The organism is Halothiobacillus neapolitanus c2 (assembly GCF_000024765.1).
Classification (GTDB): domain Bacteria; phylum Pseudomonadota; class Gammaproteobacteria; order Halothiobacillales; family Halothiobacillaceae; genus Halothiobacillus; species Halothiobacillus neapolitanus.
In genome coordinates this window covers 2,348,026-2,361,043 of sequence record NC_013422.1, presented here as the reverse complement: position 1 = coordinate 2,361,043, position 13,018 = coordinate 2,348,026, and the positions used below count along the sequence as shown (strand labels likewise).

Below are 13,018 nucleotides of genomic sequence, written 5' to 3'. Positions count from 1 at the left end.
AAGATCGAGGTTGTTGGATGTTCAGATCATACAGATTATGTTGTCCGCCTGTCCGCAGCCAGTTCGGCGCGAAGCAGGGCTGTTGCAGCGGCCGGTTCCAACGGGGCTTCAGGGATGGGCTCGAGCGGCGCATTTAGACGCAACGACTTCACGCGCCATGAGTCGGCGTCCGCCGTATCCTCGATGATAACCGCGAATCGGGCGCCGCTGCGATCGGCCCGCTTGAGCTGGTTTTTCAGCGCACCGCCATCAAGCGCGCATTGAATGCGCAGATCGGGCAAGGCGCGCCGCAAGCCTTCGGCTGCCGCAAGAGCCGCACCTTTGGCGGAAGGCTCCGGCCAAAGTACGTAAATGTCGGCGGTGGATTCATCGTCCGCCTGTCCGATGAGTTCGACTAGGCGTTCCAGTCCCATCGCGAACCCGGCCGCAGGGGTCGCCTTGCCGCCCAGTTGCGCGACCAGACCATCATAGCGTCCGCCCGCGCAGATCGTGCCTTGGGCACCGAGTGATTCGGTCACCCATTCGAAAACGGTTCGGTTGTAGTAATCCAGCCCGCGCACCAGTCGTGGATTGACGACAAACGACACGCCGGCTGCGGTCAGCAAGTGCTGCACTTCGGCAAAGTTCTCGCGGTCGGCCTCGTCGAGATAGTCTGCAAGCGCCGGGGCATGGGCAACCACCGCCTGCACGGCGGGGTTTTTGCTGTCCAGAATCCGCAGGGGATTGGTTTCGAGACGTGCGCGGGCTTCCTCATCCAGGTCGTCGGCATGGCTTTTGAGATACTCGATCAACACGGCCCGGTGGGCGGCGCGTGCGTCGCTGCTGCCCAGGGTATTGATTTGCAATTGAACATCGGTGATGCCCAGCTGTTGCCAGATGCGAGATGCCATCAACATGAGCTCGACATCCATTTCCGCACCGTTCACGCCAAAGGCTTCGACGCCGAACTGGTGAAATTGGCGGTAGCGACCTTTTTGCGGGCGCTCGTGGCGGAACATCGGGCCGATGTACCAGAGTTTGCGTTGCTGGTTGTGAATCAGGCCGTGTTCCAGACAGGCGCGCACGCAACTGGCGGTGCCCTCCGGTCGAAGGGTGAGCGAGTCGCCATTGCGATCGTCAAAGGTGTACATTTCCTTTTCGACGATGTCGGTGACTTCACCAATCCCGCGGGAAAACAACGCTGTCTGTTCCACGATCGGCATCCGGATTTCCTGATAACCGTAGTGACGGGCGGTCTGGCTCAAGGTCGATTCCAGCCGGGACCAGCCGGGCGTCTGTCCGGGCAACACATCGTGCATGCCGCGCAGGGTTTTAATGGTTTTGCTCATCGAGTAGTCGGGCTTTAATAATCGTGCTTTGAAAAGTTAGGTAGGGCTGGATTCCGTGGCTTTGTTGGCGGCGATCCGTTCACGAATTGCGCGCTCTACACCATCGACCAGTTCGGCTTCGGTCAGTTTCCCTGCCGGTTTGCCGTTGATGTACAACAGATTGGGTTGCCCGCCGGTCAAGCCAATGGCCGCTTCGCGTGCTTCGCCCGGCCCGTTGACCACGCAGCCGATCACGGCAACATCCATCGCGGTGTCGATGTCTTCAATCCGCCCTTCGAGCGCATTGACGGCCTTGATGACATCGAATTCCTGCCGTGAGCAGGAAGGGCAGGCGATGAGGTTGATACCGCGGTTGCGCAGGCGCAGGGATTTGAGAATATCCCAACCCACCTTGACTTCTTCGACCGGGTCGGCGGCCAGCGAGATGCGGATCGTGTCACCAATGCCCTCGGCCAGCAACATGCCCAGCCCGACGGCCGATTTGACGGCTCCGGAACGCAATCCACCCGCTTCGGTAATACCCAAATGCAGCGGTTGTTCGATCTGCCCGGCCAGTTGACGGTACGCGAGCACGGTCATCCAGACGTCCGATGCCTTGAGCGATACCTTGAAATCGGGGTAATCGAGTCGATCAAGAATATCGATATGGCGCATGGCCGACTCGACCATCGCTTCCGGGGTGGGCTCGCCGTATTTCTGTTGCAGGTCTTTTTCCAGCGAGCCGGCGTTGACACCGATGCGCAGTGGAATGCCTTTGTCGCGCGCGCAATCGATCACGGCACGCACGCGATCTTCCCGACCGATGTTGCCGGGATTGATTCGCAGGCAATCGGCACCGAGATCGGCCACGCGCAATGCGATACGGTAATCGAAATGGATGTCGGTAACGAGCGGAAGGCTGACCTGCTTGCGGATTGCTCCAAAGGCTTCGGCGGCCTCCATGGTGGGCACAGATACGCGCACCAGATCGGCTCCGGCTTTCTGCAACGCCTGAATTTGCGCCACCGTGGCCGCCACATCACAGGTTTCGGTATTGGTCATGCTTTGCACGGCCACAGGCGCATCACCACCAATCGGCACATTGCCGACGAATATCTTGCGGGACAGTCGGCGAATCGTGGGCGAGGGGACGTGGCTCATGAGCCACCGACCGTGGTGCGGATCACACCCGTGGTGCTGTTGGGGGCGCCCAGTTTGACGGGCTCTCCCTTCCAAAGCACCGTGACTGCGCTGGGGTTGCCTAACGTGATCGTAAATGGCCCGGCACCAGGAACGGTTCTTTCTTCCCCTTTCTTGATGACGTCGTACACCAAGCGTTTGCCCGCTGCATCACGTACTTCCACCCAGCAATCCGCAGAATCGACCTTGATGACCAGATTCGCATTTGGCGCGGCAGCGGGAGCGGTTTGCTCCGCTGGCGTTGCGTCGGCAGGTGTTGGCGTTGTCGAGGCGGCGGTATCCGGTGTCGTGGGTTCTGTTTGAGCCGGTGTGTTCGTTGTGGACGTTACGCTTGGCGGTGTACTTGCTGAATCGTTGGCAGCCGGGGCTACCAAGGGTGTTGCCAGAGGTGGCGGGGGGGGCGCTTCATTTGTCGTCGTTTGCGTCACAGCTTTGCTGGGCTCTGCGGGTGTATTGAGCGCGGGCAGGGGCTGGACGGGTAAACTGACGGTGCTACCGGACGTTTCGCCATTCAGCGTGAGGGGTGTCTGTTCCTGTTTCCCTGAAAGCAGGCTGAGCCCTTTCTGCCAGACACTGGGCAAGGCGATGGCGATTACAGCCAGAATGATGACCAAGACAACCAATGCCAGCAGCCAGCGCAAAATGGTGCGTCCGACGTTATTTTGGTTGGTGGAATGGACGGTGTGGCTGGTTTTATGGGCCGTCATGACCTCTATGGGTGCCGTGACACCAATTTTGTTGGGGGCCACGTTGCCGCCATGTTGCAGTTGATAGGCCTGCAACCAGACCTGAGGGTCCGCGCCGACGATACCTGCCCAGTGTTTGAGGTAGGCGCGTACGTAAATTGGCTCTGGTCCGCCTTCGAACTGGTTGGCTTCCAGTCGCTCGACAATTTTCAGATCCAGATTCAGCGATTGGGCCAGATCGGCAGCACTCAGACCTTTGGCGGTCCGGGCCTCCTGAATCAATGCGCCAAGGCTTTTGCGATTGCTGACATCGAGAGCCGTGGTTTCTCCCGGCACCGTTTCTTCGCCAGCATTCTGTTTCAGCCCGAGTGGCGGCAGGCTGGGCTCATGGTTGTTCATTGGGCCTTCACTCATTACTTCGCTCCGCTGTCGTACCATTTTGCAGCCGCCGATTCAGGGAAACGGCCTTTAAGAATCAGGACGTGGTTTGCGAGGGCAGACTGATCGCCAGTGGCGCGGTCAATCCGGATCGCCAGTTGCAGTGTATCGGGCGTATTGCGGTTGTTGGCCTCAAACGCTTTCATTGCATTGGCCGCCTCAGCGTATTTTTTCTCGGCGTAATAAACGCGCGCTTTGCCGATCAGTGCAGGGCCATATCCCGGTTGTTTGACGATCGCTGCGTCATACTGGCTGATGGCTTGATCCGGCTTGCCTTCGGACTCGTAGCAGACGCCTGAGTTGGTCAGCGCGAATTCCGGCGTCTTGTAGAGTGGGTCGCCGTAGGCGCGGGCGAACAGAGACTGGGCCTTGGTATATTCCTTCTGTCCGCAGAGAAATGTGCCGTAGTTGTTGTCGAGATCGGAATTGTTCGAATCGAGCGAGTAGGCTTTTTCGAACTCTCTGGCGGCTTTTTCTTTCTCGCCCAGGCGATCAAGCATGAGCGCATAGGCATGATGCGCCGGTGCGAAGTCATTGTCGTAGTAAATCGCTTTCTTGATTTTCTCTACCGCGACATCCATGTGTCCTTCGTTCATGTAGCCGACGCCAAGTTGAGTGTTGATCTGGGCGGCGCGCTGATTGTCCGTCGGATTGGACGACAGGCCGCCACTGCTCGGCGGCGTGTTGGCCATGTTGGCACAGCCGCCGAGCAGGGCGATGGTCGTTGCCACCAGTGCGGCGCGCAGGATGCTGGACAATGGTCCAAAGGATAGGCGAGGGCTAAGGGTGGGCATACGCTGATTCATCAATGATTCTCCGAGGTGACCCTGATCTGTTCCAGACCCATGTGCGCGAGCCGCTCCTGGCGCCGCGCCTTATCTTCAAATTCTCCGACCAGTTGGCCGCAGGCCGCATCAATGTCGTCGCCGCGCGTCTTGCGGGGCACGGTGTTGATGCCTGCCGCCTTCAGCGTGGCGCGGAACCGTTCGATGCGATTACGCGATGAGCGCTTATACCCCGAACTCGGAAACGGGTTGAAGGGAATCAGGTTTACCTTGACGGCATCCTTGCGCGGTGCCAGCAAACGGATCATCTCTTCTGCATGCACCGGTTCATCGTTCACGCCTTCGAGCATCACGTATTCATAAATGATGGCGCCGTGCGGCACGACCTTGGCATACCGATCGCAGGCGGCCATCAGATCATCGAGCGGGTATTTCTGGTTGATCGGCACCAGGACATCGCGCAGCGCGTCATTCGGCGCATGCAGCGAAATCGCCAATGCCACCGGCAGGCGTTCGGCCAGCCGATCAATCGCCGGGATAATGCCCGAAGTGGAGATCGTCACACGTCGCCGCGACAAGCCATAGGCATTGTCGTCGAGCATGATCGTGGCGGCATCAACCACCGATTCGAAGTTGAGCAGTGGCTCGCCCATGCCCATGAAGACGACATTACTGATCGCGCGATTGTGGTTGACCGCGCGGTCGATCATTCGTTCCGCCAACCAAAGCTGGCCGACAATTTCAGCCGTAGTAAGATTGCGGTTGAATCCTTGTCGGCCCGTGGAGCAGAACGTGCAGGCCAGCGAACAGCCGACCTGTGAAGAAATACATAGGGTGGCGCGGTCGTCTTCCGGGATGTACACCATCTCGACGGAGCCGCCGCCATCCAGTTCAAGCAAAAATTTACGCGTGCCATCGCTCGACTGTTGATCGAGGCGAATGGCCGGTGCGCGGATGCAGGCCAGATCCCTGAGCTTATCGCGCAGGCTCTTGGCCAGATCCGTCATATCGTCAAAGCTGTCTACCCGCCGCTGGTGCACCCACTTGAGGAGCTGGGTGGCGCGAAAGGGTTTTTCGCCCAGTTCGACAAACCAGTCCTTCAATTGCTGAGGTGTTAGCCCAAGCAAATTGATTTTGTTGCCTCGATCCGGCTTGGCCGCAGTCGCGTTCAAATCGGTCGATGTGGGGATGGTAGACACGGGTAGCTCGTCCGGTTCGCGATTAACGACGTACGGTGACTTCTTCAGGCTTGAAGAAGTAGTCAATTTCGATCGCGGCATTCTCGGCACTGTCTGAGCCATGAACGGCATTTGCATCGATGGAGTCGGCAAAATCGGCACGGATCGTACCCGGGTCTGCTTTCTTGGGATCGGTCGCGCCCATCAGGTCGCGGTTCTTGGCAATGGCGTTATCGCCTTCGAGAACCTGTACGAATACCGGGCCGGAAATCATGAAACTGACCAGTTCGCCGAAGAACGGACGCTCGCGGTGAACCGCGTAGAAGCCTTCTGCCTGCTCGCGGGAAAGTTGCATCATGCGGCCAGCGACGACAGCCAAGCCGGCGTCTTCGAAGCGGCTGATGATTTTGCCGATCACATTTTTAGCGACGGCATCGGGTTTGATAATCGAGAGGGTGCGTTCTACGGCCACAAGGTTTCTCCTGGGGAAGTTTCGAGTTAAAGGGAAAAAATGACAGAAAATCAAGGAGGCAAGAGTTTACCGCCTTGCGCGGCAACAATCCATGACTGGGCGGGAACCCAGTCAAAATAAAAAGCAAGGCTGCGGGTTAACCCTTGTGGCGTATGCCCGCACCGCGAAGGTATCTCGCGCCTTCACGTTCTCTCGATTCATGCAGTGCGCGATCCTGCTGCATGGCGACGCCGATCAGTTCGGGGTTGTTGAGGAGGTCGGCGAGATGGATGCCGGTCAAAAAGCTGCGAATCTGTTCAGACAGGCCCATCCACAAATCGTGCGACAGGCATTTGTGGCCGTTCTGGCAATCGCCGCGGCCCGAACAACGGGTGACGTCGACATCTTCATCCACTGCGATGACGATTTCTGCCACGTTGATTTCGGTTGAAGGGCGCGTGAGTTGATAGCCGCCACCGGGTCCGCGCACACTTTTGACCAGCCCTGCGCGGCGTAATTGCGCGAACAGTTGCTCAAGGTACGAGAGTGAAAGCTCTTGGCGGTCTGCGATGTCTGCCAGTGCCGTGGGGTCGCCGTGATCGTGCAGTGCCAGATCGAGCATGGCAGTGACTGCGTAGCGGCCTTTGGTGGTGAGTCTCATGTTTTTGTCCTATGTGTTGCGCTCAGGCTTAATACCTGGATTTTATGCCAAGGTTTTATGCCAAGGTTTTATGCCAAGGTTCATGCTTGAGTTCTGCGCTCGGGTCTTGCGGTCCGTCTGCCCAAGATCGCAAGGCCAAGATCGCAAGGATCGGTAAATCCGGTAATTCTCAAGATTGATTCTTGGTTAAGTCGTCCGCGAACACAAGCAACAAATAACACTGATTGCGGTTGCCGATGCTGCTGATCCCTATCGATGGGGATGAGTTCGCATTCAGGGCACTTATTTCGGCTTTTGTGGCAGCGGTTCTTCATCCGTGGCGGGTGGGCAACCGATGGCTCCGGTTCCGTCAGTCAAATGGCATCCCGCCAGGCTGGGTAAGGGGGGCTCTTCAGCGGTTGCGGAGCCATCTGTTTGTATGCCGACATGCATTTGTAATTCGCGAATGCGACCGGCAAGAAGATTGGCGCGTTCGTCCGCGGCTTGCACATGGCTGAGCAGCCGGTCGATGACTTCGGCCACCGGGTCGGGCATGTCATGCGCCACACCATAGGCATCGAATCCCAGGCGTTCGGCGATGCGCGCCTGCTGTTCGCTTATTTTGGGACGTTGGCCGACGATGCGGGCTGGAATGCCGACAAGCGTCGCGCCCGCCGGTGCATCTTTAAGCAGCACGGCATTGCTGCCGACACGCACGCCATCGCCCAAGGTGATGGGGCCGAGCACCTTGGCGCCCGCCCCGACAACCACGCCGTTGCCGAGCGTCGGATGGCGTTTACCGGCTTCCCATTGTGTGCCGCCCAGCGTTACGCCGTGATACAAGGTGCAGTCATCGCCAACCTCAGCGGTTTCACCAATGACGACGCCCATGCCGTGGTCGATGAAAAACCGCCGACCGATCTTGGCCGCGGGGTGGATTTCAATGCCGGTCAGCCAGCGCGCTGTGTTGGCGACGATCCGCGCCAACAGGCAAAGTCGCCAATTCCAGAGTCGATGCGCCAATCGGTGCCACCAGATTGCCTGGATGCCAGGGTAGCTGAGTGCGATTTCCCAACGGCTGCGCGCGGCCGGATCGCGCTCGAAGACGCTGTCGATGTCCTCACGAAGGCGCTGCCAGAGTGTCATGTATTCGCTCCAGATTGGGTTGCCGTCGACTCAGTCAGGGCACGCACTATGCCCTGCATCACGGCCAGCTCGTTACGGGTCGGATTTGCCCGGCGGCAGAGCACGCGCAGGCGAGCCATCAGCCGCTCCCGATTGGCTGCAATATCCTTTTCAGCGCTGCCGGTGCGATGAAAGAAGGATGTTCGGTCGAGTTGTTCGGTCAACCGTTTTTCGAATGCGGCCCATTGTGCCGTTGTGGCCAGCTCGGTACTGTCGATATTGGGTTGGGGTGCGCTTCTGGCCGTTCCATGCGCCATGCGCCACTCGTAGGCGACAATCTGAACGGCTTGCCCGAGGTTCAATACAGGGTAGTCCGGGTTGGCGGGTATTTCTATGATCCGTTGCGCCCATGAGATTTCCTGATTGGTGAGCCCCGTGCGCTCGGCCCCGAATACAATGCTGATCACTCCGGTCGATGGGCTGGCTGCGATGGTTTCGGCGGCGTCGCGGGCCGACATGACGGGCAGATGCAAGTCACGCGGGCGTGCAGTCGTCGCCCAGACTTCAACCGAATCGGCGAGTGCGTCGGGTAGGTTGTCCACTTGTCTGGCTGTGTTCAGGATGTCTGCGGCGTGTTTTGCCGTGGCCAGTGCCTGGTCATCGATGGCCGTTTTGGGCGAAACCAGAACCAGCCGGTGAAGGCCCATATTTTTCATGGCGCGGGCGACAGCACCGAGGTTGCCCGTATGTGAAGTGCCACACAAGACGATTTGAATGCGGTCGGCATGCACGTCTGGCGAATCGGGGCGATGAATAACGGACGGTGGCGTCATGGGTCGATAATTTTTCCGAAGTGTGTCTCAATTCACGGGTATAATGCGCAGTTCTGAATTTTCCGCTGCTGCTCGGGCAGCTCACTTTCATCGAACTGACTGAACATTATGCCCCATCCTATGCTGACTATGGCGGTGCGTGCCGCTCGCGCTGCTGGAACCGTGATTTCCCGCGCTACCGATCATGTTGCCGATCTCACCATCGAGAGCAAGCAACGCAACGATTTCGTGAGTGAGGTTGATCGTCAAGCGGAACACGCGATTATCGACATCCTCAAACGCGCTTATCCCGACCACCAGTTCCTCGGCGAGGAATCGGGCGATTCCGGTCAGACGGAGAGCGCCTATCGCTGGATCATCGATCCGCTGGATGGCACGACCAATTTCCTGCATGGCTTGCCGCACTATTCGGTTTCGATCGCCTTGGAGTATCAGGGCCGCATTGAACTCGGCGTGATTTACAATCCCAGCAACCAAGAGTTATATACGGCCGAACGCGGTGGCGGTGCGTTTCTGAATAACCGGCGTATCCGGGTTGCTGGGCTGCGTAACCTCGAAGGTGCGCTGTTGGGAACCGGGTTTCCCTTCCGCCCCGAGCAGGACTTGGACGCTTATCTCAAAACCTTCCGTGCATTGCATGGCCCTTTAGCCGGGATTCGCCGTGCCGGCTCTGCCGCGCTTGATTTGGCTTATGTGGCCGCAGGCCGTTTGGACGGTTATTGGGAATTTGGTTTGCAGCCATGGGATATTGCCGCGGGCGTGCTGATGGTGCGCGAGTCCGGTGGTGTCGTGGTGGATTTCTCAGGTAAAGAGGAGTTCATGACCAGCGGTAATCTGATCGCAGCCAATCCGAAGATCACCCACGCCATGCTGAAGGCGATTTCTCAAAGTCTGCTCTGACATGGTGCAACGCTTTCCACTTTGATTAGTGGTCGGCATGAAAAAAGCCAGGCAGTTGCCTGGCTTTTTTATTGGTTCGATTCAAGCTCAGGGTGCGGTATCAACCAGCTTTTCCTTGTCGGTCAGCTTGAGGAGATCCTTGCGCTTGAGGCCGAGATCAAGCGACAGGCTGGAGGCGACATAGATCGAGGAGAAGGTGCCGAGCACAATGCCGACCAGCAAGGTTTCTGAAAAACCGCGCAGGGCCTCGCCACCGAAGACATACAGCGCGAGCACGGACAAGAAGGTTGTCGTGGCCGTAATCACGGTCCGTGACATGGTCTGATTGACCGAGGCATTCATGATTTCGATCTCGGATCCTTTGCGGATTTTGCGGAAATTTTCCCGCATCCGGTCGAACACCACGATCATGTCGTTGATCGAGTAACCGGCAAGCGCCAAGTAGGCGGCCAGTACGGTGAGATTGAACTCGATGCCGGTGACGCTGATAAAGCCAAACACCATGATCAAATCGTGGCTCAAGGTCAGCACTGCCCCGGTCGCCATTTTGAGCTGGTAGCGCAGGCTGACGAAAATCAGCAAACCGCTCAATACCACGATCATGGCCAGTCCGCCGGAATTGAACAGCTCCTTGCCCACGGCCGGGCCGACAAACTCCACGCGGCGCATGGTGGCGCTATCGTCCTGTTTCTTGAGGACGGACAGCACCTGATCGGCCAACTGGTTCTGGTTCTGGCCCTTGGCGGGCGGCAGGCGAATCATCACGGTTTCGCTGGAGCCGAAGTATTGCACCACGGCTTCCTTGAACTTGTTTTGCTTCAGGTCATCGCGGATGGCATCCAGATCAGCCGCTTTAGCGTAGCCGACTTCGAGCACAACGCCACCGGTGAAATCCAGCCCCAGATTAATGCCGCGCGTCGAGAGCGACACGATAGCGGCAATCAACAGGAGCGCTGAGATGATGTAGGCATATTTGCGCTTGCCGAAAAAATCGAACTTGGCGTTGTAGGGAAATAGGTTAAACATCACTGTTCTCGTATTTGAAGGCCATTAAATAGATATCTTGTTCAGACGTACGCGGCGACCGTAAATCAGGTTCACCAGTGCACGCGTGACCATGATTGCGGTAAAGAGCGAGGCCAGAATCCCGATTGTCAACGTGACGGCAAATCCCTTCACCGCGCCCGCTCCCAGCGCAAACAGCACGATGGCGGCGAGCAGGGTAGTTACGTGCGAATCGATAATGGTGGCGAAGGCGCGCTCATACCCCGCCTTGATGGCGGCATGGGGCGTTAGGCCGTTGCGCAGTTCTTCACGAATGCGCTCGTTGATCAGCACGTTGGCATCCACCGCGATACCCAGCGTCAGCACCATCCCCGCAATACCGGGCAAGGTCAGCGTGGCCTGCAACATCGAGAGCACGGCGACGATCAGGATCAGGTTGACACCCAAGGCAACGATTGCAGTCACGCCGAACACGCGGTAGTAAATCAGCATGAATACGGCGACCAGTGCGAAGCCCAAAATCGACGCATTGACGCCCGACTGGATGTTTTGCGCACCCAAGCTTGGGCCTACGGTGCGTTCTTCCACGATATCCATCGGCGCACGCAGCGCACCGGCCCGCAACAGCAGAGCTAGGTCGCGCGCTTCTTCTGGCGAGTCGAGGCCCGTAATCTGGAAACGATTGGCGAGCTGATCCTGAATGGTGGCGACGTTGATCACCTGCTGAATGACCTTTTTGTCTTTGACTGGCTTGCCATCAACTATCTTCGTTTCGGTACGATGCTCGATGAACACCACGCCCATCTGCTTGCCGATGTTCTGACCGGTAATATCGGCCATTCGGCGCGCACCTTGGCCATCCAGATTCACGAATACGGCCGGTGAGCCCGAGCGTTGGTCGAAGCCGGATGAAGCGCCCGTAATGCGGTCGCCGGTCACGATGACCTGGCGCTTGAGCAGAACTGGTCGGCCATCTTTTTCGTGATAGAGCCGCGCATCCGGCGGCACGCGGCCACTCTGCTCGGCATCGACCCAATCAGTCGGTGTACCGGAGACAAGTCGGAATTCCAGTGTCGCGGTAGCACCAATGATCTCCTTGGCGCGAACCGTGTCCTGAATGCCGGGCAGTTCGACCACGATTCGGTCATCGCCCTGCTGCTGAATCAGCGGTTCGGCGACCCCCAGTTCGTTGACGCGATTGCGCAGAGTGGTGATGTTCTGGTCCACGGCTGCCTTGCGCTCGGCGGTGGCGCCGACATCCGTGAATTTGGCTGTAAGGAAAGGCTGACCGTTGCGTTCATCGGTACTGAATTTCAGCTCGGGGTAGTTGCCAGCCATGGATTTGAGTGCGGCATCGCGGGCCGCGGCGTCCGGGAATCGCAGGGCGATTTCGTCGCCATTTTCAACATCGGCGGCCACATAGCGGATGTTTGCCTGACGCAGGTCGCCGCGCATGCCATCAACCCGCCGCTCCAGCGCGGTCTTGATGGCGGCCTGCATGTCAATTTGCATCAAAAAGTGCACACCACCGCGCAAATCGAGCCCCAAATACATTGGCTTGGCGCCTAGGTTCTGCATCCAGCGTGGTGCTGCTGGGGCGAGGTTTAGTGCTACCGGATAATTTTCACCCAGTGCTTCGCGCACGACATTGACCGCTTTGAGCTGCGCATCTGTGGAGGTGAACTGGATCAAGCCGTCCTTGTCTTCGAGGCGGGCGCTTTTGACGGGGATGTTGGCGGCCTTGAGTGCGGCCACTGCCTTATCAACGGCGGCCTGATCCATGACGGCATTGCGCTTGGAAATTTGCAGTGCCGGATTCTCACCGTATATATTGGGTAATGCGAAGAAAATGCCCAGCAAAAGCACCAGGATAATCAGCAGGTTTTTCCACCACGGATAACGATTCATCGTGAACGCCTGTATTGAATCAGCCCCGATGGGGCTCGAACAAGGGCCCATTCTTCATGAATGAACCCAGAAAATAAGCCCTGGGAAATCCAGGGAAATATGCCCGCCAAAGAATCCGTAAAAACCATTTACGGATGTTGGCATGCGAAGCGCAGTATGAGCGCCACCACGCATCAGGCTTCGCGGGTGTCCTTGAGCGTGCCTTTGGGCATGACGGAACTCACCGCACCGCGCTGAACCACAATCGTCATGCCATCGGCCACTTCAACGATCAGGAATGCGTCGGTCACTTTGATAACCCGGCCCAGTAAGCCACCGTTGGTGATGATTTCATCGCCTTTTTCGATGGACTCGACCAGCTTTTTCAACTCTTTCTGGCGCTTGACTTGAGGGCGGATGAGCAGGAAGTACATCACACCGAAGATCAGGATCAAGGGCAGGAAGGTTGCAATCATGTTGGGCTGCTGTGCGGCTGCCGGTGCGGCTTCTGCCAGGGCGTCGGAAATAAAAAACATGGCTCGGAATTCCTTACATCTTTTGAAAATGAGTTCAAACAATGGAT

At 57.8% G+C, this 13,018-nt stretch carries 13 protein-coding genes; 1 reads left to right on the top strand and 12 read right to left on the bottom strand.

Annotated elements, in window-relative coordinates; genetic code table 11:
• Positions 1-35: 35 nt before the first annotated feature.
• From hisS to HNEAP_RS10905, 9 genes are all read right to left on the bottom strand, one after another.
• Positions 36-1,328: a histidine--tRNA ligase gene (gene hisS, locus HNEAP_RS10945; protein ID WP_012825043.1), complete on the bottom strand. Its 1,293-nt coding sequence runs from the start codon at positions 1,326-1,328 to the stop codon at positions 36-38.
• Positions 1,329-1,364: 36 nt separating this feature from the next.
• A complete protein-coding gene (ispG, locus tag HNEAP_RS10940) occupies positions 1,365-2,468 on the bottom strand; it encodes a flavodoxin-dependent (E)-4-hydroxy-3-methylbut-2-enyl-diphosphate synthase (protein WP_012825042.1) in 1,104 nt (367 codons plus the stop codon).
• Positions 2,465-3,607: a RodZ domain-containing protein gene (locus HNEAP_RS10935; protein WP_012825041.1), complete on the bottom strand. Its 1,143-nt coding sequence runs from the start codon at positions 3,605-3,607 to the stop codon at positions 2,465-2,467. Before HNEAP_RS10935 ends, ispG begins: the two co-directional genes overlap by 4 nt.
• Positions 3,607-4,437 (bottom strand): type IV pilus biogenesis/stability protein PilW, encoded by an 831-nt coding sequence (gene pilW, locus HNEAP_RS10930; protein WP_012825040.1) that lies wholly within the window; start codon positions 4,435-4,437, stop codon positions 3,607-3,609. Before pilW ends, HNEAP_RS10935 begins: the two co-directional genes overlap by 1 nt.
• Positions 4,437-5,606, bottom strand: a complete 1,170-nt coding sequence (rlmN, locus tag HNEAP_RS10925; protein ID WP_243726350.1) for a dual-specificity RNA methyltransferase RlmN — start codon at positions 5,604-5,606, stop codon at positions 4,437-4,439. The genes pilW and rlmN overlap by 1 nt, the downstream gene beginning before the upstream one ends.
• A gap of 31 nt (positions 5,607-5,637) precedes the next feature.
• Positions 5,638-6,066 (bottom strand): nucleoside-diphosphate kinase, encoded by a 429-nt coding sequence (ndk, locus tag HNEAP_RS10920; RefSeq protein ID WP_012825038.1) that lies wholly within the window; start codon positions 6,064-6,066, stop codon positions 5,638-5,640.
• A 136-nt stretch (positions 6,067-6,202) separates the two neighbouring features.
• A complete protein-coding gene (locus HNEAP_RS10915; protein WP_012825037.1) occupies positions 6,203-6,706 on the bottom strand; it encodes an Rrf2 family transcriptional regulator in 504 nt (167 codons plus the stop codon).
• A gap of 282 nt (positions 6,707-6,988) precedes the next feature.
• Positions 6,989-7,831 carry a serine O-acetyltransferase gene (gene cysE, locus HNEAP_RS10910; RefSeq protein ID WP_012825036.1) on the bottom strand — a complete coding sequence of 281 codons (843 nt, stop codon included), beginning with the start codon at positions 7,829-7,831 and terminating at the stop codon, positions 6,989-6,991.
• On the bottom strand, positions 7,828-8,643 hold the full coding sequence (locus HNEAP_RS10905; RefSeq protein WP_012825035.1) for an RNA methyltransferase: 816 nt from the start codon (positions 8,641-8,643) through the stop codon (positions 7,828-7,830). The genes cysE and HNEAP_RS10905 overlap by 4 nt, the downstream gene beginning before the upstream one ends.
• Positions 8,644-8,751: 108 nt before the next feature.
• Between HNEAP_RS10905 and HNEAP_RS10900 the strand changes: the two genes are divergently transcribed.
• On the top strand, positions 8,752-9,543 hold the full coding sequence (locus HNEAP_RS10900; protein WP_041600441.1) for an inositol monophosphatase family protein: 792 nt from the start codon (positions 8,752-8,754) through the stop codon (positions 9,541-9,543).
• A gap of 87 nt (positions 9,544-9,630) precedes the next feature.
• Here HNEAP_RS10900 and secF read toward each other — a convergent pair whose 3' ends face one another.
• From secF to yajC, 3 genes are all read right to left on the bottom strand, one after another.
• Positions 9,631-10,569 carry a protein translocase subunit SecF gene (secF, locus tag HNEAP_RS10895; RefSeq protein ID WP_012825033.1) on the bottom strand — a complete coding sequence of 313 codons (939 nt, stop codon included), beginning with the start codon at positions 10,567-10,569 and terminating at the stop codon, positions 9,631-9,633.
• A gap of 24 nt (positions 10,570-10,593) precedes the next feature.
• On the bottom strand, positions 10,594-12,456 hold the full coding sequence (gene secD / locus HNEAP_RS10890) for a protein translocase subunit SecD (protein WP_012825032.1): 1,863 nt from the start codon (positions 12,454-12,456) through the stop codon (positions 10,594-10,596).
• Between the two features lie 173 nt (positions 12,457-12,629).
• Entirely contained in the window at positions 12,630-12,971 is a 342-nt protein-coding gene (gene yajC, locus HNEAP_RS10885; RefSeq protein ID WP_012825031.1) for a preprotein translocase subunit YajC, read from the bottom strand.
• Positions 12,972-13,018 lie beyond the last annotated feature (47 nt).

What these genes read in the sequence shown, in the direction of transcription:
- hisS (WP_012825043.1), bottom strand. Translation starts at nt 1,328, where the DNA reads ATGAGCAAAACCATTAAAACCCTGCGCGGCATGCACGATGTGTTGCCC.
- secF (WP_012825033.1), bottom strand. Translation starts at nt 10,569, where the DNA reads ATGTTTAACCTATTTCCCTACAACGCCAAGTTCGATTTTTTCGGCAAG.
- yajC (WP_012825031.1), bottom strand. Translation starts at nt 12,971, where the DNA reads ATGTTTTTTATTTCCGACGCCCTGGCAGAAGCCGCACCGGCAGCCGCA.
- HNEAP_RS10900 (WP_041600441.1), top strand. Translation starts at nt 8,752, where the DNA reads ATGCCCCATCCTATGCTGACTATGGCGGTGCGTGCCGCTCGCGCTGCT.
- HNEAP_RS10915 (WP_012825037.1), bottom strand. Translation starts at nt 6,706, where the DNA reads ATGAGACTCACCACCAAAGGCCGCTACGCAGTCACTGCCATGCTCGAT.
- cysE (WP_012825036.1), bottom strand. Translation starts at nt 7,831, where the DNA reads ATGACACTCTGGCAGCGCCTTCGTGAGGACATCGACAGCGTCTTCGAG.
- HNEAP_RS10935 (WP_012825041.1), bottom strand. Translation starts at nt 3,607, where the DNA reads ATGAGTGAAGGCCCAATGAACAACCATGAGCCCAGCCTGCCGCCACTC.
- ispG (WP_012825042.1), bottom strand. Translation starts at nt 2,468, where the DNA reads ATGAGCCACGTCCCCTCGCCCACGATTCGCCGACTGTCCCGCAAGATA.
- HNEAP_RS10905 (WP_012825035.1), bottom strand. Translation starts at nt 8,643, where the DNA reads ATGACGCCACCGTCCGTTATTCATCGCCCCGATTCGCCAGACGTGCAT.
- pilW (WP_012825040.1), bottom strand. Translation starts at nt 4,437, where the DNA reads ATGAATCAGCGTATGCCCACCCTTAGCCCTCGCCTATCCTTTGGACCA.
- secD (WP_012825032.1), bottom strand. Translation starts at nt 12,456, where the DNA reads ATGAATCGTTATCCGTGGTGGAAAAACCTGCTGATTATCCTGGTGCTT.